This window comes from Saccharopolyspora sp. NPDC045839 (assembly GCF_056431645.1).
Window position 1 is genome coordinate 96649 of the sequence record NZ_JBWKKH010000026.1, and the last position, 18409, is coordinate 115057.

Annotated in this window: 15 protein-coding genes and 3 tRNA genes; 7 read left to right on the top strand and 11 right to left on the bottom strand. The window is 70.6% G+C overall.

Annotated elements, in window-relative coordinates; genetic code table 11:
- Window positions 1-30 precede the first annotated feature (30 nt).
- On the bottom strand, window positions 31-1674 hold the full coding sequence (locus AC07EQ_RS30270; RefSeq protein WP_478391266.1) for an ABC-F family ATP-binding cassette domain-containing protein: 1644 nt from the start codon (window positions 1672-1674) through the stop codon (window positions 31-33).
- A 303-nt stretch (window positions 1675-1977) separates the two neighbouring features.
- On the opposite strand from AC07EQ_RS30270, the gene AC07EQ_RS30275 reads away from it, so the two are divergent.
- Entirely contained in the window at window positions 1978-2688 is a 711-nt protein-coding gene (locus tag AC07EQ_RS30275; protein ID WP_478391267.1) for a GTP pyrophosphokinase, read from the top strand.
- 159 nt (window positions 2689-2847) lie between these two features.
- Here AC07EQ_RS30275 and AC07EQ_RS30280 read toward each other — a convergent pair.
- The 5 genes from AC07EQ_RS30280 to AC07EQ_RS30300 form a co-directional block, all read right to left on the bottom strand.
- A tRNA-Phe gene (locus AC07EQ_RS30280) sits at window positions 2848-2921 on the bottom strand.
- Between the two features lie 27 nt (window positions 2922-2948).
- Window positions 2949-3025 (bottom strand) — tRNA-Asp (locus tag AC07EQ_RS30285).
- A 22-nt stretch (window positions 3026-3047) separates the two neighbouring features.
- Window positions 3048-3120, bottom strand: a tRNA-Glu gene (locus AC07EQ_RS30290).
- A gap of 315 nt (window positions 3121-3435) precedes the next feature.
- Entirely contained in the window at window positions 3436-4032 is a 597-nt protein-coding gene (locus tag AC07EQ_RS30295) for a ScbR family autoregulator-binding transcription factor (RefSeq protein ID WP_478391268.1), read from the bottom strand.
- 200 nt (window positions 4033-4232) lie between these two features.
- Entirely contained in the window at window positions 4233-4472 is a 240-nt protein-coding gene (locus tag AC07EQ_RS30300; protein ID WP_397531854.1) for a hypothetical protein, read from the bottom strand.
- A gap of 245 nt (window positions 4473-4717) precedes the next feature.
- Here AC07EQ_RS30300 and AC07EQ_RS30305 point away from each other — a divergent pair, with 245 nt between their 5' ends.
- A complete protein-coding gene (locus tag AC07EQ_RS30305; protein ID WP_478391269.1) occupies window positions 4718-4939 on the top strand; it encodes a heavy-metal-associated domain-containing protein in 222 nt (73 codons plus the stop codon).
- A gap of 265 nt (window positions 4940-5204) precedes the next feature.
- Window positions 5205-5663, top strand: a complete 459-nt coding sequence (locus AC07EQ_RS30310) for a hypothetical protein (protein WP_478391270.1) — start codon at window positions 5205-5207, stop codon at window positions 5661-5663.
- A 167-nt stretch (window positions 5664-5830) separates the two neighbouring features.
- Here AC07EQ_RS30310 and AC07EQ_RS30315 read toward each other — a convergent pair whose 3' ends face one another.
- The 3 genes from AC07EQ_RS30315 to AC07EQ_RS30325 all read right to left on the bottom strand — a co-directional run bounded on the left by AC07EQ_RS30315 (window position 5831) and on the right by AC07EQ_RS30325 (window position 10954).
- Entirely contained in the window at window positions 5831-6988 is a 1158-nt protein-coding gene (locus tag AC07EQ_RS30315; protein WP_478391271.1) for an acyl-CoA dehydrogenase family protein, read from the bottom strand.
- 3 nt (window positions 6989-6991) lie between these two features.
- Window positions 6992-9049 (bottom strand): acetyl/propionyl/methylcrotonyl-CoA carboxylase subunit alpha, encoded by a 2058-nt coding sequence (locus tag AC07EQ_RS30320; RefSeq protein ID WP_478391272.1) that lies wholly within the window; start codon window positions 9047-9049, stop codon window positions 6992-6994.
- Window positions 9050-9340: 291 nt separating this feature from the next.
- Window positions 9341-10954 carry a carboxyl transferase domain-containing protein gene (locus AC07EQ_RS30325; protein WP_478391273.1) on the bottom strand — a complete coding sequence of 538 codons (1614 nt, stop codon included), beginning with the start codon at window positions 10952-10954 and terminating at the stop codon, window positions 9341-9343.
- Between the two features lie 89 nt (window positions 10955-11043).
- On the opposite strand from AC07EQ_RS30325, the gene AC07EQ_RS30330 reads away from it, so the two are divergent.
- A complete protein-coding gene (locus AC07EQ_RS30330) occupies window positions 11044-11616 on the top strand; it encodes an SACE_7040 family transcriptional regulator (protein ID WP_478391274.1) in 573 nt (190 codons plus the stop codon).
- 6 nt (window positions 11617-11622) lie between these two features.
- On the opposite strand, the gene AC07EQ_RS30335 is transcribed toward AC07EQ_RS30330, so the two are convergent.
- Window positions 11623-13005, bottom strand: a complete 1383-nt coding sequence (locus AC07EQ_RS30335) for an MFS transporter (RefSeq protein ID WP_478391275.1) — start codon at window positions 13003-13005, stop codon at window positions 11623-11625.
- A 127-nt stretch (window positions 13006-13132) separates the two neighbouring features.
- Between AC07EQ_RS30335 and AC07EQ_RS30340 the strand changes: the two genes are divergently transcribed.
- The 3 genes from AC07EQ_RS30340 to AC07EQ_RS30350 all read left to right on the top strand — a co-directional run bounded on the left by AC07EQ_RS30340 (window position 13133) and on the right by AC07EQ_RS30350 (window position 16188).
- Complete coding sequence (locus AC07EQ_RS30340) at window positions 13133-13897, top strand: AraC family transcriptional regulator (protein ID WP_478391276.1); 765 nt, start codon at window positions 13133-13135, stop codon at window positions 13895-13897.
- Window positions 13898-13980: 83 nt separating this feature from the next.
- Window positions 13981-15699, top strand: coding sequence for an aa3-type cytochrome oxidase subunit I (gene ctaD / locus AC07EQ_RS30345; RefSeq protein ID WP_478391277.1), 1719 nt, complete (start codon window positions 13981-13983; stop codon window positions 15697-15699).
- Between the two features lie 21 nt (window positions 15700-15720).
- A complete protein-coding gene (locus tag AC07EQ_RS30350; protein ID WP_478391278.1) occupies window positions 15721-16188 on the top strand; it encodes a MarR family winged helix-turn-helix transcriptional regulator in 468 nt (155 codons plus the stop codon).
- A 613-nt stretch (window positions 16189-16801) separates the two neighbouring features.
- Here AC07EQ_RS30350 and AC07EQ_RS30355 read toward each other — a convergent pair.
- The gene (locus AC07EQ_RS30355; protein WP_478391279.1) at window positions 16802-18208 is read right to left on the bottom strand and encodes an arylsulfotransferase family protein; all 1407 of its coding nucleotides are present in this window, start codon (window positions 18206-18208) and stop codon (window positions 16802-16804) included.
- Between the last annotated feature and the right edge of the window lie 201 nt (window positions 18209-18409).

The following is an 18409-nucleotide window of genomic DNA, read 5'->3' on the forward strand; positions in this document are numbered from 1 at the left end:
ACGACCAACACCGGGCGAGCAGGCGAACGCTCACCCCACGAGCTCGGTGAGCTTCCCGTCCGCCATCTCCAGGCGGCGGTTGGTGCGCACCGCGTCGAGCATCCGGCGATCGTGGGTGACCAGCAGGAGCGTGCCGCCGTAGGAGTCCAGCGCCGACTCCAGCTGCTCGATCGCGGGCAGGTCGAGGTGGTTGGTCGGCTCGTCCAGCACCAGGAGGTTGACGCCTCGCCCCTGCAGCAGTGCCAGCGCGGCCCGCGTGCGCTCGCCGGGCGACAGCGTGGCGGCCGGGCGCAGCACGTGGTCGGCTTTGAGGCCGAACTTGGCGAGCAACGTGCGGACCTCGGCGGTCTCGGTTTCCGGCACGGCCGCGCAGAACGCGTCGAGCAGCGACTCCGAACCGTGGAACAGCGCGCGGGCCTGGTCGACCTCGCCGACGACGACGCCCGAGCCGAGCGCGGCGGTCCCCGCGTCCAGCTGGATCCGCCCGAGCAGCGCGCCGAGCAGCGTCGACTTGCCCGAACCGTTGGCCCCGGTGATCGCGACCCGGTCCGCCCAGTCGATCTGCAGCGTCACCGGCCCGAACGCGAAGTCGCCGCGCCGCACCTCCGCATCGCGGAGGGTCGCGACGACCGCGCCGGAGCGGGGCGCCACGGCGATCTCCATCCGCAGCTCCCACTCCTTGCGCGGTTCCTCGACGACGTCGAGCCGCTCGATGAGCCGTTCGGTCTGCCGCGCCTTGGCGGCCTGCTTCTCGGTGGATTCGGAGCGGAACTTGCGGCCGACCTTGTCGTTGTCGGTGTTCTTGCGGCGGGCGTTCTTGACGCCCTTCTCCATCCACCCGCGCTGCATGCGGGCGCGCGCCTCCAGCGCGGACTTCTTGTCGGCGAACTCCTCGTACGAGTCCCGCGCGTGCCGGCGCGCGACCTCGCGCTCCTCCAGGTAGGAGTCGTAGCCACCGCCGTAGAGGTTGATCTGCTGCTGGGCCAGGTCGAGTTCGAGGACCTTGTTGACGGTGCGGGTGAGGAACTCGCGGTCGTGGCTGACGACGACGGTGCCGGCGCGCAGCCCGCGCACGAAGTCCTCCAGCAGTTCCAGGCCCTCCAGGTCGAGGTCGTTGGTCGGCTCGTCGAGGAGGAACACGTCGTAGCGGGACAGCAGGAGCGAGGCGAGCCCCGCGCGGGCGGCCTGGCCGCCGGACAGCGAGGTCATGGCCTGGTCGAGTTCGATGATCAGGCCGAGCGAATCCGCGACCCCTTCGGCGCGCTCGTCCAGGTCGGCGCCGCCGAGGTTCAGCCAGCGCTCCAGGCTCGCGGCGTAGGCGTCGTCGGCCCCGGGCGCGCTTTCCGCCAGCGCATCCGCTGCCGCTTCCATCGCGCGCTGCGCAGCGGCGACGCCGGTGCGCCGGGCGAGGAACTGGGCCACCGTCTCCCCGGGCGTGCGGTCGGGCTCCTGCGGCAGGTATCCGACGGTCGCGGTGGGCGGGGAGAGCCGCAGCTCGCCCTGCTCCGGGTCGTCGAGCCCGGCGAGGAGCCGCAGCAGCGTGGACTTCCCGGCGCCGTTGGCGCCGACGAGCCCGATCACGTCGCCGGGCGCGACGACGAGGTCGAGCCCGGTGAACAGGGAGCGGTTGCCGTGGCCGGCGGCGAGATTCGTGGCGACGAGGGTTGCAGACATCAGGCCGCCGAGAATAACAACCGGCGCGCGACCACCGGTGACGCTCGCGCTCGCCGTGGCCGGACGCCGCAGCGGCCGGCACGGTCGGTCCCAGCACCACCCCGCGTGGTCGGCGAACCTGGTCGCGCACCCGGAGGCCGAGGCGCAGGCGCGGGGCAAGCAGATCCCAGTGCGACTGGTCACCGGGGCCGCTCCGGAGATCAGGAGATCCGCGTCTTCGTCCTCTCACTCCGCGCCTGAACGCGGGCTCGGCCGTCCGGTCCGGCCTAGGCTGAAGCCGAGCAGCCGGGGGGAGGAACGTCGATGGGTTCCGCGGACAGATCATCGCGCGGTGGTTCGCGCGGGTGGCCTTATCCGCAGCGCAGCGCCATCGAGCAGCTCGGCGGCATGGACCGCGACGACGCCCTCGCCTTCGTGCGCCGGACCAGCGACCTGCTGATGGTGCACAAGTTCGGCGTCGACGAGCTCATGACCAAGCTGCGGGTCTGGAGCGAGGAGTTCGACTACGCCCACGAACATGATCCGATCGAGCACATCAGCTCGCGGATCAAACGCCCGGAGGCGATCGCGGCCAAGCTCGCCCGGCGCGGGCTGCCGGTCGACCCGGTGTCGGCCCGCGAACACCTCACCGACATCGCCGGCGTGCGCGTCGTGTGCCCGTTCATCTCCGACGTCTACCTCCTCCGCGATCTCATCCGCCAGCACCAGATCGAGATCGTGCAGACCAAGGACTACATCGCGGCGCCGAAGCCGAACGGCTACCGCAGCCTGCACCTGATCATCAAGGTGCCGGTGCACCTGTCCGACCGCACCGAGCTGGTCGCCGTCGAACTCCAGCTGCGCACCATCGCGATGGACTTCTGGGCCGCAGTCGAGCACGAGCTGCTCTACAAGAGCGGCGGCGAGGTGCCGGAGAGCTTCGCCGCCGAGCTCAAGGCGGCTGCCGAGGCCGCTGCCAGACTCGACACCCAGATGTCTTCGCTGCACGAGCGCAGCGAAAGGCCACCCGGGTAGAGCCGGGAGTTGGACCGCAGCACCGGCACGTGACGGACGTCCTCCGAAGCGACCTCGCCGACCGGCTGAACGCGCACTTCTGGACGGGCTGGGACGACAAGTGAGACGAAAACAGCCCCCGTCGAGATCGACGGGGGCTGTTTTTGCAGCTCTTAGCGGTGGCCAGGGGCGGGGTCGAACCGCCGACCTTCCGCTTTTCAGGCGGACGCTCGTACCAACTGAGCTACCTGGCCGAAGCGTCGGCGCAATGCCGTTCGCCTTGGCGACCCAGACGGGACTCGAACCCGCGACCTCCGCCGTGACAGGGCGGCGCGCTAACCAACTGCGCCACTGGGCCATGCTCTATCTTCAGTTGTTCGTACCCCCAACGGGATTCGAACCCGCGCTACCGCCTTGAAAGGGCGGCGTCCTAGGCCGCTAGACGATGGGGGCTTGGCCGATTCGAAACCGACCCGGCCTTGCCTCCAACCGGCTTTCCCTTTCGGGGCGCCCCGTTGGCAGTGATGAAAGCTTACGACACCCCTTCGCGGGCCCCGCAACGGGGGGTCCCTTAAGTCGCGCGCAACCCTCGAGCGCCGCCGATCCGGCACGGCCCGAAACCCCACGATAGCCGTTCTACCTGCAGTTTTCATCGATCATGACGGACCGCTGCCCGGCCGCGGCAACGAGCGCTCGACAGCCTCCGAGGGTCTCCCAGGGGCCCGAAACCCGGCAAACGGGATCAATCGAAAACTTGTGATCCACGCCTCAGGATTGGCCGGTCAGTTCGGCGTCCGCGCGCCAGCCGTCCCGGGCGACCCCGGCGAGCACCACGCGCCAGATCTCCTCGAAGCGGTCGACCAGCCCCTCTGGCTCGTCGCCGACCGTGTGGGCGCCCACCAGCGCCGCGTAGAGCACCCGCGCCGCTTCCGCCGGATCGACGCCCGGGCGCAGCTGTCCCGCCTCGGTCGCCTTCCGCACCAGCTCGCCGATCGCCTCGTACCAGCCGTCGGACTCCGCTCCGATCCGATTGCAGGCCAGCAGCATGCCTGCCCGCAGGACGACGTCGCGCTCCAGCCTGCGGGCGGCTTCCGAGGTCAGGCCGACCAGCGTCGACAGCGGGTCCAGGCTGCGGCCGGACCACCGCCGCCGCATCGCCGTCAGGTTCAGCAGGTACTGCCGGGCCAGCGCCTCGGCGACCGCCTCCTTGGCCGTGAAGTGGAAGTAGAAGGCGCCCTTGGTGACACCGGAGCGCCGCAGCACCGAACTCAGCGTGGCGGCTTCGTAGCCGATCAGGTCGAACTCCTCCGCCGCGGCGGCCAAGATGGCGCGGCGGGTGAGCTTGGCCCGATGCTGCTGGGGCATGGCGCGACTCCGGCACGAAGAGGGCGTCCGGGATCCGCCGCCCGAGCGACGCGGTCCACGAACGGATGATCAACTACGCCACCGGAAGTTACCGCGAATCCGGCCGGTCCGCCCGCCGTGCGCGACGTGGTGCCTGCTCGCCGGAGACCTCCCGACGAGCATCCACCGAAGCACGCCGTGGCGGCGCGGCCGACTCCCGGTCAGCGGACGACCGGCGGCTGCCCGTCATCGTCCGGTGCCAATCCCAGCATGTCCAGCAGGAGCTTGCAGTCCTCGGCGTTCTCCGCACTGCGGGCGACCGCCATCCTGGCGCGGTGCACCTGCTCCGACGAGATCCGCGAGGGCTCACCGGCGCGCGGCACGGGCACCGCGGACGGCTGCCGCGAGGTCCCGTCGTCCTGCTGCCACAAGAACTTCCGTACGTCCAGCGACCCGTACATGACGCCTCCCCGGCCTCGGGTTCCGCGCGCAGGTTATCCACAGGTTGTCAACAGCCGCAGCCCCCCAGAGAGTGATTCTCCTTCGACGGAGAGTAATTATTCGGCGATCCTCGATCCACTTCGGATATTGATCTCGCCGCACCCGCCGGGGCCACCCCCGCCTGGGCCGTCCACACTGGACGTTCGGGACAGTTGCGGCGGTATCCGCATCCGGTCGTGGCAGGAACTGCCAGGAGGGAACTCGCATGAGCAATCAGACGTTCACCGTGGGTGGCATGACGTGCGGCCACTGCGCCAGGTCGGTCACCGAGGAGCTTTCGGAGCTGCCCGGCGTCAGCGACGTGCAGGTCTCGGTGGAGAACGGCCAGGTGTCCGTGGCCAGTGCCCAGCCGCTCACCCTGGAAGCCGCGACCGCGGCGATCACCGAAGCCGGCTACACGATCACGAACTGGCCGGGCTCGAACTGAGCCGGTACCACCTCGGATCGTTGCGCAGGACCGCCGTCCGGCCCTCGTCCGAAGGTGCCGGACGCACGAATCATGCGCCGAAGGCTCCCCACCGCGACCTACGGCATGTCACAATCGGGTCGCTGACACACCCCCGGTCAGCACCTGTGGAGATCCCCTCCGGCCCCCGCGCACTCCCCCTGGCGCGGGGGCCCTCCGCGTTTCCGGGCCAGTGAGAGGGCTCACAGCGATACGCGCGCCGCAACACAACCGTTATCGTGGGCCGGTGGCTCTAGGACGAACCAAGACCAGCAGGCGGCAGCAGAAGCCCGCCGAGCCGGCCGAACCGGATCATGAGTTCGAGTCGTACCTGGCTGCGCTGGCCCCGGAGGAGAACGTCGAGTCCACCGGGTCCGGACGCCGCTTCGGCGGCTCCCAGGTCTACCAGCTGCGGCTGCCGCTGATGGCCAACGAGCGCCTCCGGGAGCTCGCGGTCAAGCAGGGCACGTCGCCCGCGGCGCTGGCCCGGGACTGGGTGATGCAGCACCTCGCCGAGGTCGAAGCCGAGCAGGAACCGATCGGCCAGGCCCCGATGGGTCAGGCGCCGGACGGCTACGGGCCCGTGTGGCCCGGCGAGGAGACTCAGCAGGACTTCCGGGCCGTGCCCGAGTACGGCGACCAGGCCGGTTACCCCGGCATCGAGCAGACCGACGAGATCACCGTGCCGCAGAAGCGGTTCCGCTGATCCCCTCGACCGAACCGACCAACCCCGACCGATGACGTTCCGGCCGGCGGAGGCAGCCCCCCGAAGCCTCCGCCGGCCGGCTTCGTTCCCGGCTCCGCGCCCGTTCGAAGCGGCGCAGCCCTGAGCCCGTCCGCACGCCGCGGCGCGGGACGGGCCTGGAACGAGCTCTAGGCCGGGAGGCCCAGCTCCCGGGCGATCAGCATGCGCTGGACCTCGCTCGTGCCTTCGCCGATCTCCAGGATCTTGGCGTCCCGGTAGAAGCGGCCGACCGGGGTCTCGTTCATGAAGCCGTAGCCGCCGAAGATCTGCGTGGCGTCCCGGGCGTTGTCCATCGCCGCGTTCGACGAGGCGAGCTTGGCGATCGCGGCCTGCTTCTTATACGGCTCGCCGCGCAGCATCCGCGACGCCGCGTCGTAGTAGGCCAGGCGCGCGGTGTGCGCGCGCAGCTCCATGTCGGCGACCTTGAACTGCATCGCCTGGTACTCGCCGATCTTCCGGCCGAAGGCCTCGCGTTCGCCCAGGTAGCGCAGGCATTCGTCGACGCAACCCTGGGCGAGGCCGACGCCGACCGCGGCGATCGCGACCCGTCCCTCGGTGAGCGTGGCGAGGAACTGGGCGTAGCCGCGGCCGCGCTCGCCGAGCAGGTTCGCGGCGGGCACCCGGCAGTCGTCGAAGGACAGCGCGTGGGTGTCGGAGGCGTTCCAGCCGACCTTCGAGTACTTCTTCGCGACGGTGAAGCCGGGCGTGCCCGCGGGCACGATGATCGTGGAGATCTCCTTGCCGCCATTGGGCTTCTGCCCGGTGACCGCGGTGACCGTGACGAGGCCGGTGAGATCGGTGCCGGAGTTGGTGATGAACGCCTTCGAGCCGTTGATCACCCAGTGGTCGCCGTCGAGCACCGCCGTGGTGCGGGTGCTGCCCGCGTCGGAGCCGCCGCCCGGCTCGGTGAGGCCGAACGCGCCGAGGATCTCCCCGGCCGCCAGCCGGGGCAGCCAGGTGCGCCGCTGGTCGTCGTCGCCGAACCGGTAGATCGGCATGACGCCCAGCGAAACCCCGGCCTCCAGGGTGATCGCGACCGACGAATCGACCCGGGCGAGCTCCTCCAGGGCCAGGCACAGCGCGAAGTAGTCGCCGCCCATGCCGCCGTGCTCCTCGGGCACCGGCAGCCCGAACAGGCCCATCCGGCCCATGGTCTGCACCAGCGGGTACGGGAATTCCTCGCGTTCGTAGTAGTCGCCGATGACCGGCGCGACTTCCTTGCGGGCGAAGGTCTGCACGCTCTCGCGCAGGGCTTCGTGCTCTTCGCTGAGCCGGTGGTCCACCATCGATCAGGCCTCCTCTTGAGCGGCGAGGACAGCCAGCGGCTGGTCGAGTCCGACCGACTGCCCCTTCCTGGCGTGCACTTCGGCGACTACGCCGTCGATCGGCGCGGTGACGGTGTGTTCCATCTTCATCGCCTCCACCACGAACAATCTCTGTCCACTCTGGACTTCCTGGCCCGGGCTGACGTCGGCCACCAGCACGGTGCCGGGCATCGGGCTGGTCACCACGCCGTCCGACCGGCCGCCGCTGCCGCCCCGGTCGGCGAGCATCCGGTGCTCGGCGAGCGCCCAGGTGCGACCGTCGGCGGCGAGCCAGGTGGTGCCGTCGACGTGCGCGTACCGGTAGCGGCGGGTGTGCCCCCGGTAGGTGACGGTCAGCTCGTCGCCGTGCGCCTCGACCGAGGCCCGGTGGATGGCGGTTTCAATTGAAACCGCGGTTTCGGATGCCCCCCGGGGTGCAGTTTCAATTGAAACCGCGGCGTCATGGGCGCGGCCTCGAATGCGCACCTGGACCTCGCCATCGGCCCCGGCGAAGCGCCAGGTGCTCCAGGCGGGCTCGCCGAGCCGCCAGCCGTCGGTCACGTCCCACGGGTCGACGACCGGGTCGGTCGGTTCGCCCGCGAGCAGCCGCTCCAGGGCCGCGGCGACGTAGGCGTCTTCCGGCGTCGTGTTGCTCTCCGCGATGAGTTCGGTCAGATCGCGCTCGACGAGCCCGGTGTCGAGGCGGCCCGCCAGCACGTCTTCGTGCCGCAGCAGCGCGCGGAGAAACGCGACGTTGGTGTGCAGGCCGAGGACCGCCGTGTCGGCCAGCGCGGCGTCCAGGCGGCGCAGCGCGTCGGCCCGGCTCGGCGCCCACGCGATGACCTTGGCCAGCATCGGGTCGTAGTCCGAGCCGACGCGCCCGCCCGCTCGCACCCCGGAATCGACCCGCACGCCGGGCCCGGAGGGCTCGTGCACGGCGAGGACGTCGCCACCGGTCGGGAGGAAGTTGCGGGCCGGGTCCTCGGCGTAGACCCGCGCCTCCACCGCGTGGCCCTCGATCGACAGGTCCTCCTGCGCCCACGGCAGCGGCTCGCCCGCGGCGACCCGGACCTGCTGTTCGACGAGGTCGACGCCGCGTTGCCCGCCGGCCGAGGTGACCAGCTCGGTCACCGGGTGCTCGACCTGCAGGCGGGTGTTCATCTCCATGAAGAAGAACTCGTCCGGCCGGTCCGCGGAGACGATGAACTCGACGGTGCCCGCCCCGACGTAACCCACCGAGCGGGCGGCGTCGACGGCCGCGCCGCCGATGCGGGCCCTGGTTTCGGCGTCCAGCAGCGGCGACGGGGCTTCCTCGATGATCTTCTGGTGCCGCCGCTGCAGGCTGCACTCGCGCTCGCCGAGGTGCACCACGTTGCCGTGCGCGTCCGCCAGCACCTGGACCTCGACGTGCCGCGGGCGGGCCACGAAGCGCTCGACGAACAGCGTGTCGTCGCCGAACGCCGACCGCGCCTCCCGGCGCGCCGAGGCGATCTGATCGTCCAACGTGGACTCGTCGTGGATCAGCCGCATGCCCTTGCCGCCGCCGCCCGCGGAGGGCTTCAGCAGCACCGGGAACCCGATCTCGATCGCCGCCGCGTGCAGGTCGGCGTCGGTCATGTCCGGCTCGCTGCGCCCTGGCACCACCGGGACGCCGGCGGCGGAAACCGTTTGCTTGGCGCGGATCTTGTCGCCCATCGAATCGATCGCCGAGGCCGGCGGGCCGATGAACTCGATGCCCGCCTGCGCGCACGCCTCGGCGAAGCCCGCGTTCTCGGCGAGGAAGCCGTAGCCGGGGTGGATCGCCTGGGCCCCGGTGCCGCGGGCGGCGTCCAGGATGCGCTTGACGTCGAGGTAGCTCTCGGTCGCCGGGCTCGGTCCGATGTGGACGGCGGTGTCGGCCTCGGCGACGTGCCGCGCGCCGCGGTCGGCGTCGCTGAACACCGCGACGGAGCGGATGCCCAGCCGCCGCAGCGTCCGGATCACGCGCACCGCGATCTCGCCCCGGTTCGCCACCAGCACCGTGTCGAAGTGCCGCATCGTCATCCCTTCGCCTTGCCGAACGGCAGGATCGCAACGTTCTGCCTGGTCAGGTCCCGTGAGTGTTTTGTGTCGCTATAGCAGCACAAAACACTCACGGGCGTTTTGTCTTTGAAGCGGCGCAGCCGCTTAGCCCACCCTCGCAACTCGCACCGCCGCGGGTTCTCAGGCGTTTTCTCGCGAGGACAGCCCCGACGTGGTGAATTGGCATTCATGATGTCGGGGATCCCACAGCGAGAAGACGCCTGAGGTTCCGCCACCCGCACCGCCACGCAAAGCGAGCCGCTCATTGGAAAATCACATCCGGAAAACGCCGTAGGAGACTGGTTCCAGGGGGGCGTTGGCGGCCGCCGAGATCGCCAGGCCCAGGACCGTCCGGGTCTGCTTCGGGTCGATCACGCCGTCGTCCCACAGCCTCGCCGTCGCGTAGTACGGGTGGCCCTGGTGCTCGTACTGGTCGCGGATCGGCTGCTTGAACGCTTCCTCGTCCTCGACCGGCCATTGCTCGCCGCGGGCGTCCAGCTGGTCGCGGCGCACCGTCGCCAGCACCGACGCCGCCTGCTCGCCGCCCATCACCGAGATCCGGGCGTTCGGCCACATCCACAGGAACCGCGGCGAGTACGCCCGGCCGCACATCGAGTAGTTGCCCGCCCCGAAGGAGCCGCCGATGACGACGGTGAACTTGGGGACACGGGCACAGGCCACCGCGGTGACCATCTTCGCGCCGTGCTTGGCGATGCCGCCCGCCTCGTACTCCTTGCCGACCATGAACCCGGAGATGTTCTGCAGGAACACCAGCGGGATGGACCGCTTGTCGCACAGCTCGATGAAGTGCGCGCCCTTGAGCGCCGACTCGCTGAACAGGATCCCGTTGTTGGCGATGATGCCGACCGGGTTCCCGTGGATGCGGGCGAAGCCGGTGACCAGCGTCTGGCCGTAGTCGTGCTTGAACTCGGCGAACCGGCTGCCGTCCACGATCCGCGCGATCACCTCGCGCACGTCGTACGGGGTGCGGCTGTCGGTCGGCACCGCGCCGTAGAGCTCGTCGGGGTCGACCGCCGGCGCTTCGACCGGCGCGACGTCCCAGGGCCGGGACTCGCGGGGGCCGAGCGTGCTGACGATGGAGCGGACGATGCGCAGCGCGTCCGCGTCGTCGACGGCGAGGTGGTCGGTGACGCCGGAGGTGCGCGAGTGCAGCTCGCCGCCGCCGAGCTCCTCGGCGGTCACCTCGGCCCCGGTCGCGGCCTTCACCAGCGGCGGGCCGCCCAGGAAGATGGTGCCCTGCTCGCGGACGATCACCGCCTCGTCGCTCATCGCCGGGACGTAGGCGCCGCCCGCGGTGCACGAGCCCAGCACGGCGGCGATCTGTGGGATGCCGCGGGCCGACATCGTGGCCTGGTTGTAGAAGATCCGGCCGAAGTGCTCGCGGTCCGGGAACACCTCGTCCTGCCTGGGCAGGAACGCGCCGCCGGAGTCGACCAGGTAGAGGCACGGCAGGTTGTTGTGCAGCGCGACTTCCTGCGCGCGCAGGTGCTTCTTCACCGTGACCGGGTAGTAGGTGCCGCCCTTGACGGTGGCGTCGTTGGCCACGACCACGCATTCCCGCCCGGACACCCGGCCGATGCCGGTGATGATGCCCGCGGACGGCGCTTCGTCGTCGTACAGGCCGTGCGCGGCCATCGGCGAGAGTTCCAGGAACGGCGAGCCGCGGTCGAGCAGCGCGTCGACCCGGTCGCGGGGCAGCAGCTTGCCCCGTTCGACGTGCCGGATGCGGGCCTTCTCCGGCCCGCCCAGCCGGGCACGGCCGAGCTGGGTGTTGAGGTCGTCGACGAGTTTCGCGTGCTGCTCGGTGTTGCGGGCGAACTCCGCCGAGTCCGGGTCCACGGCCGTGCGCAGGGCGGGCGCATCCATGCGGGAGGGCACCTTCCACCGGGAGTTAGTCATCGTTAACGCGACCGATGTTAACGATGACTAACAGCTTTCGTCTAGTATCGACGCCGATGTCCACCGATGCAGCCAAGCCGTCCCGCCGCGAGCAGATCCTCTCCGCCGCGGCGGAGAAGTTCGCCCGCTTCGGCTTCCACGGAGTCGGGATCGACGACATCGGCGCAGCCGTGGGCATCTCCGGGCCGGGCCTGTACCGGCACTTCCGCAGCAAGGACGCGATGCTCGCGGAGTTGCTCACCGGCATCAGCGACCGGCTGCTGCTCGGCGGCCAGGACCGGGTGGGCGCCGCCGCGGACCCGCGCGACGCACTGGACCGGCTGGTGCACTGGCACGTCGAGTTCGCGCTGGCCAACCCGGCGCTGATCACCCTGCAAATGCGCGACCTGGACAGCCTCGCCGAGACCGATCGGCACAAGGTCCGCGAGCTGCAGCGCAGCTACGTCGAGGTCTGGGTGGACGTGCTGTGCCAGGTCCGGCCGGACCTGGACCGCCCGACCGCGCGCGCCGCCGCGCACGCGGTGTTCGGCCTGATCAACTCGACGCCCTACAGCGCCCACCTGGACGCCGAAGCGATGTCCCGGCTGCTGCACCGGATGGCCCTCGCCGCCATCGAGAAAGCGGCCTGAGCAGGGTCACGCGCGGGAGCCCTTCCCGAGCATTCCGGCGACGAGCAGCGCGCCGCAGGCGAGCAGCGCTGCCGCGATGGTGAGCGCCAGCGAGAAGCCCTCCGACGGATCGGCGGTCTGGGCGCGTGCGGCCAGGGCGACCAGCACCGCCACCCCCACGGCACCGCCGACCTGCTGGACGGAGCTCAAGATGGCCGAGCCGAGACCGGCGTCCTGCTCGGTGGTGCCCTCGACCGCGGCGATCGCCAGGGCGGGATTGCCTAGACCGCATCCGAGGCTCGTGACGAGCATGCCGGGCAGCACGACCGTCGCGTAGTCGTCGCCCGGTGCCACGCCGGCCAGCAGGAGCAGGCCGACCGCGCCGATCAGGAATGACGCGACGAGCGTCCGGCGCATCCCGAACCTGATCACCGCGCGGGACGAGAGCCACAGGCCGGTGAGCATGCCGGCGGCGTAGGGCAAGTAGGCGAGGCCTGCCGTCAGCGGCGGGTAACCGAGCACGGTCTGCAGGTGCACCATCAGCAGGAAGGCCATCGCGAAGAAGGCGGCGGAGAACAGGAACGACGCGCAGTTGGCCACCGCGCGGATGCGGACGGCCAGGAACGACAACGGCACGAGCGGTTCAGCAGCGCGGGCCTCGACCGCTACGAACGACACCGCCAGCACGGCGGCGAGGACGAGGGGGCCGACGGCGGCGATGTCGCCCCACCCCGACTCCGCGGTCTGGAGCAGGCCGTAGACCAGGGACACGAGAGCGCCGGTGCCCAGCACCGCGCCCGGAACGTCCACCCGTCCCGGCCGGCCCGCCCGGCTCTCCGCGACGAGGCGCGGGAGCAACGCGAGGGCCGCGACCGCGATCGGCAGGTTGATCAGGAAGATCCAGCGCCAGGACGCGAGACCGGTCAGCGCGCCGGAAATCACCAGGCCCGCCGTGCCGCCCAGCCCCGCGATGCCGCCCCAGATGCCGAGAGCCCTGGCGCGCTCCTCGGAACCGGGGAACAGCAGCGTGATCAGCGCCAACGCGGCCGGGCTCGCCATGGCCGCGCCCGTGCCCTGGGCGAATCGTCCGGCCACGAGCTGCCAGGGCTCCTGGGCGATCCCGCAGACGAGGCTCGCCGCGCCGAACAGCGCCACACCGCACAGGAAGACGCGTCGGCGGCCGAACAGATCGGCCGCGCGGCCGAACAGCAGCAACAGGCCGCCGAAGGCGACGAAGTACGCGTTGACGACCCAGGTCAGGCCCGCGGCGCTGAAGCCGAGGTCGTCCCGGAGGCTGGGGAGCGCGACACTCACCACGGTGTCGTCCAGGACGAGCATGAACTGCACGAAGCACAGCACCACCAGGACCGGCCCGCGGCGGCCTGCGGCCAAGGTGGATGTCGTCGTCATTCCGTCGTCCCGTCGCGGCGCTCTTGGCGATGATCGATTTGCATGCCACGACGCTATGCAGCGGCCAATCTGTCCGCGATGCGCTACCAGGCCGAATGATGTCGCACTGAGGACATAGGCTGGCGGCATGGCCGAGGCGATCACGGGTGCCGTCCCGCCCGGAGTCGGGGCGATCGTCGTCGGCAACTTCCCGCTGTCGTCGCGGCAGTGGTTCGAGGAGCACAGCCATCCGCAGCACCAGCTGGCCTGGACCCGGCGCGGCGTGCTCGGCGTGGCCGTGGGGGACGTCCACTGGGTCCTGCCGCCCACCCTGGCGCTGTGGCTGCCCGCCGGGGTCGTGCACCGGACCGGCGCGACCCGCGATGCGGTGCTGAGCAGCCTCTACTTCGAGCCGGACCGGTGCGCCCTCGACTGGGCCGAGCCCACGCCGGTCGGCGTGGACGGGCTGCTGGCGCAGCTGATCGCGTACCTGGGCCGCGACGATCTCGCCGATGACGCGCGGCTGCGCGGCGAAGCGGTCGTGTTCGACCTGCTGCGCCCCCTGCCCACCACGCCCATCGACGTGCCGCGCCCCGCCGACGAACGCGTCCGCGCCGTGGCGGATGCACTGCTCGCCGACCCCGCGGACCAGCGGGGCATGGAAGCGCACGCCCGGGCCGTCGGGGTGAGCCGCCGCACCCTGACGCGGCTGTTCGTCCAGGACACCGGCATGTCCTTCGACCGCTGGCGCACCCACGCGCGGCTCCGCGCCGCGCTGGCCCTCCTCGCCGAGGGCCGGCCGGTCTCCCGGGTCGCGCACACCGTCGGGTACGCGACACCGAGCGCGTTCCTCGCCGCGTTCAAGCGCACCGTCGGGACGTCTCCGAGCCGCTACCTCGGCGGCGATGCCTAGCCCGGCCGATTGCGGGTGGTCGGGGGCGGGTTGAGACTGGGTGGATTCCGGCTCCGACTCTCGCGACGCCGCAGGAGACGAGCATGGCCACCGCCAGGATCGAACCCACGCAGATTCCGACCCGGTCGCGCACCACGCCGCGACCGGTCAAGGGCAGGCACCTGGTCCCGTGGCTGCGCACCACCGATCCCAAGGACATCGGGATCCTCTACCTGATCGCCTCGTTCTTCTTCTTCATCGCCGGCGGCGCGATGGCGCTGCTGATCCGCGGCGAACTCGCCGAGCCCGGCCTGCAGTTCCTCTCCCAGGAGCAGTACAACCAGCTGTTCACCATGCACGGCACGATCATGCTGCTGCTGTTCGCCACGCCCATCGTGTTCGGCTTCGCCAACGTCGTGCTGCCGCTGCAGATCGGGGCGCCGGACGTGGCGTTCCCGCGGCTGAACGCGCTGTCGTTCTGGCTGTTCCTGTTCGGCGGGCTGATCGTGCTGAGCGGGTTCCTGCTGCCGGGCGGCGCCGCCGACTTCGGCTGGACCGCCTACGCGCCGCTGTCGCGCGGGATGTTCAGCCAGGGACCGGGCGGCGACGTGTGGGCGGCCGGGCTGATCCTCAGCGGGCTGGGCACGATCCTGGGTGCGGTCAACATGATCACCACGCTGGTCTGCCTGCGCTGCCCCGGCATGACGATGTGGCGGATGCCGATCTTCTGCTGGAACATCCTGGCCACCAGCCTGCTGGTGCTGATGGCGTTCCCGATCCTGGCCGCCGCGCTGTTCGGGCTTCTGATCGACCGGCACCTCGGCGGGCACGCGTTCGACCCGGCCAACGGCGGCGCCATCCTGTTCCAGCACCTGTTCTGGTTCTTCGGCCACCCCGAGGTCTACATCGTGGCGCTGCCGTTCTTCGGCATCGTCACCGAGATCCTCCCGGTGTTCAGCCGGAAACCGCTGTTCGGCTACACCGGCCTGGTGTTCGCCACGCTGCTGATCATGGGGCTGTCGATGATCGTGTGGGCGCACCACATGTTCGCCACCGGCGCGGTGCTGCTGCCGTTCTTCTCGTTCGCGACGTTCCTGATCGCGGTGCCGACCGGGATCAAGTTCTTCAACTGGATCGGCACCATGTGGCGCGGGCAGCTGACCTTCGAGTCGCCGATGCTGTTCTCGGTCGGGTTCCTGGTGACGTTCCTGCTGGGCGGGCTGACCGGCATCATCCTCGCGGCGCCGCCGCTGGACTTCCACATCACCGACACCTACTTCGTGGTCGCGCACTTCCACTACGTGCTGTTCGGCACGATCGTGTTCGCGGTGTTCGCCGGGGTGTACTTCTGGTTCCCCAAGATGACCGGCCGGATGATGGACGAGCGGCTGGGCAAGCTGCACTTCTGGCTGACCTTCGTCGGGTTCCACACCACGTTCCTGGTGCAGCACTGGCTGGGCGCCGAGGGGATGCCGCGGCGCTACGCCGACTACCTGACCTCCGACGGCTTCACCGCGCTGAACATCGTGTCGAGCATCGGCGCGTTCGTGCTGGGCGCCTCGATCCTGCCGTTCCTGTACAACGTCTTCACCAGCTACCGGTTCGGCGCCGTGGTCGACGTGGACGACCCGTGGGGGCACGGGAACTCGCTGGAGTGGGCCACGTCCTGCCCGCCGCCGCGGCACAACTTCGCCGCGCTGCCGCGGATCCGCTCGGTCCGGCCCGCGTTCGAGCTGCACTACCCGCACATGGTCGAGCGCATGGACCGGGAGGCGCACGCCAGCCTGCGGCCCGGCGCGAAACAAGAATCGTTCGGCGAGTGAACGATTCTGTACAGTGTTCGCGTGGCAGCAGACCTTCCCGCGCCCGGTGTTTCGTTCCTGCTCACGCAGCTGGGCGCGCACGCCACGGCGAAGTTCGCCGCCCGCGTCGGCGAGCTCGACCTGACCCCGCCCCAGGTGGGCATGCTGCGGATGATCGCCGCGCAGCCCGGCCTGAGCCAGCAGGCGCTGGCCGGGAACCTCGGGATGCTGCCGAGCAAGGTCGTCACGTTCGTCGACGAGCTGGAGGGCCGCGGCCTGGTCACCCGCACCCGCAGCACCCGCGATCGCCGGGTCCACGAGCTCACCCTCACCGAGACGGGGACCGAGCTGCTGGGCGAGGTCCACGCGGTGGCGGCCGAGCACGAGGCCGACTTCTGCCAGGCCCTCGACCAGGACGAACGGTCCCGGCTCAAGTCCCTCCTGGAGCGCCTAGCGGAAAGCCACGACCTGACCCCCGGCGTCCACCCCGGATACCGCACCATCCGCTGAGACACTCCCCCCGGGCCCCGACCCCCGGCCTCACTCCCGACCCGCCCCGGCCTCACTCCCGACCCCACCTCCAGCCCATGCGCCCCGCCTTACGCCCCACCCATGCGCCCCGCCTTGTGCCCCGCCCTTGTGCCCCGCCCTTGTGCCCAGCCCCTCCTGCCGGCCCGTGCGCCGGTACCGGAATCCCGCAATTTCAATGGAAATCAGAGGTCCGATTTCCATTGAAATTGCGGAAGTTGTCCACAGGCGTCGGCGTGTCGGGGTGCGACACGCCGATCTTCTCCAGTTTCCATTGAGCGTTTTTCATCCTGATCGACCCGCAGCCGCGGGTCGCATAGCCGCACGTCGATGAGGTGTCGCATGCGCCGCAGGCGCATAGCCCACCCCCGCAACTGGCACCGCCGCGGGTTCTCAGAGGTTCCCTGGCGAGGACGGCCCTGACGCCGTGTATTGGACATACATCAGTCAGGGCACCCACAGTCCAGGGAGCCTCTGAGGTTCCGCCACCCGCACCGCCACGCACAACGAGGTTGGAAAAACCTCATTGAAATTGGACCTTCGATTTCAATGGAAATTGCGGGGCACCGGACGGCGACTGAACCGGCACGGCAGGTCATCCGGCTTGGACCGGTTCGGAGCGGGCGAGGACCTGGCCGCCGGCGTCGAGGGCTTCGACGGCGGCGAAGGCCTCCGGGGCCGGTAGCGCCGCGGTGGTTTCGAAGCCGGTCTTGGGCGCGTCGGTGATCGGCCGGAGCTGGTCCGGGGCCGGGCCCGCCAGGATCCGCCAGGCTCGGACTTCGGTGGCTCCGTTCCAGCTCGCGTACACCGTCGCGACGCCGTCCGCTTCGCGCAGCGCCGCCACCGGCGGCTCGGTGGGCGCTCCGGTCCAGCCCAGCCGGAAGGCCCGGTAGGAGGGCATGCCGTCGCCGAACGAGCCGTGCAGCGCCACCGCCCCGCTCTGGTCGAACTCGGTGAACTGCGGCTGCGAGCCCCAGCCGACGAAGCTGTTGCCGCCCGGCAGCACCTGGTGGTCGCCCTGGCTGACGCTGGTGCCGCCGCCGGGGTGCGGGAAGGCCCGCACCAGCCGGGCGGTGCGCGCCTGCTGGTCGACGTCCAGCACGATCGCCCGCGACACCGGGCCGGGTTCGCTGGCCGCGTTGTCGAACAGGCTCATGGTTCCGTCGGCCAGCCGGCGCGCGTCGTGCTGCCTGGCGAACGCCGCGTCCGGATCGACCGCGAAATCGCTGCGGCTGCCGCCGAGCCGCCACTGCACCTCGCCGGTGGCGCGGTCCAGGAGGTACAGCGCGTCGGTGTGCCGGGCGGAGATCAGCAGGTTGCCCGTCGAGTCCTCGGTGATCGAGTTGAGGTGGAGGTAGTCGTACGGCGCGGCGGGATCCTCCGGCAGCGGTGCCGTCGACTCCTCCGGCGCGACGTGGTCAAGGCTGCGCCAGTCGAACAGCACCTCGCCGGTGGCGATGTCGATCTCCTGCACGACGCCTTCCACGACGGGCCGGTCCCGCTGCACCGTGTGGTAGGCGATGATCAGCGCGGTGTCGCGCGGCGTGATGACCATCTCGTGCAGGTCGGCGCGCAGCCCGCCGCCCGCGTCGACCTTGCCGATCTGCCGGTAGGAGCGGTCGCGGATGACGTACTCGCCCTCGCCGTAGCCGGGGTGCGGCGCGCCCTGCCACCAGGTGAGCACGGGTTCGCCCCGGTAGGTCTGCGCCTTGAAGTCCATCGTGAACAGTCCGGCGCCATCGCCGACCGGCTCGGACCACACCGGCTGCCCGGTGTCGTCGATGATCACCGGCCCGCTCTGGGCGGCGGTGCCGTGGGGCGCGAGGAAGATGTAGCCGGGCTCGGTGCCGTTCGCCGGGATGTCGATGCGCACCACCGGCGGGCTCAGGTCCGGCCTGGTGACGAAGCGGTGCGGTTCCGGCGGCGCGGCGACGCCGGGTGTGGCGGCCGCCACCAGCAGCGCCAACGTCGCCGTCATGACCGCGAGGGCTTTCGAGCGCATCGGACCTCCGTCCGCCTGGGGATCGGTCCGAGAGCTATCACCGATCGGCGGGCGGCCGACAGCCTGTTGCGAAAAGTTTCCACGTTCCGGTATTTGCCAGAGTGCACAACGCGACCGCTCCCCGGATGTGCACCGCGCACCGATTCAAGTCCACTATGGACGGAAGATTTTCCTTGCCTGCTCGGCCGAACGAGCGGTTTC

Excerpts from the sequence above, each read along its gene's own strand:
- AC07EQ_RS30270 (WP_478391266.1), bottom strand. The coding sequence starts at position 1,674 with ATGTCTGCAACCCTCGTCGCCACGAATCTCGCCGCCGGCCACGGCAAC.
- AC07EQ_RS30275 (WP_478391267.1), top strand. The coding sequence starts at position 1,978 with ATGGGTTCCGCGGACAGATCATCGCGCGGTGGTTCGCGCGGGTGGCCT.
- AC07EQ_RS30295 (WP_478391268.1), bottom strand. The coding sequence starts at position 4,032 with ATGCCCCAGCAGCATCGGGCCAAGCTCACCCGCCGCGCCATCTTGGCC.
- AC07EQ_RS30300 (WP_397531854.1), bottom strand. The coding sequence starts at position 4,472 with ATGTACGGGTCGCTGGACGTACGGAAGTTCTTGTGGCAGCAGGACGAC.
- AC07EQ_RS30305 (WP_478391269.1), top strand. The coding sequence starts at position 4,718 with ATGAGCAATCAGACGTTCACCGTGGGTGGCATGACGTGCGGCCACTGC.
- AC07EQ_RS30315 (WP_478391271.1), bottom strand. The coding sequence starts at position 6,988 with ATGGTGGACCACCGGCTCAGCGAAGAGCACGAAGCCCTGCGCGAGAGC.
- AC07EQ_RS30320 (WP_478391272.1), bottom strand. The coding sequence starts at position 9,049 with ATGACGATGCGGCACTTCGACACGGTGCTGGTGGCGAACCGGGGCGAG.
- AC07EQ_RS30325 (WP_478391273.1), bottom strand. The coding sequence starts at position 10,954 with ATGGATGCGCCCGCCCTGCGCACGGCCGTGGACCCGGACTCGGCGGAG.
- AC07EQ_RS30330 (WP_478391274.1), top strand. The coding sequence starts at position 11,044 with ATGTCCACCGATGCAGCCAAGCCGTCCCGCCGCGAGCAGATCCTCTCC.
- AC07EQ_RS30335 (WP_478391275.1), bottom strand. The coding sequence starts at position 13,005 with ATGACGACGACATCCACCTTGGCCGCAGGCCGCCGCGGGCCGGTCCTG.
- AC07EQ_RS30340 (WP_478391276.1), top strand. The coding sequence starts at position 13,133 with ATGGCCGAGGCGATCACGGGTGCCGTCCCGCCCGGAGTCGGGGCGATC.
- ctaD (WP_478391277.1), top strand. The coding sequence starts at position 13,981 with ATGGCCACCGCCAGGATCGAACCCACGCAGATTCCGACCCGGTCGCGC.
- AC07EQ_RS30355 (WP_478391279.1), bottom strand. The coding sequence starts at position 18,208 with ATGCGCTCGAAAGCCCTCGCGGTCATGACGGCGACGTTGGCGCTGCTG.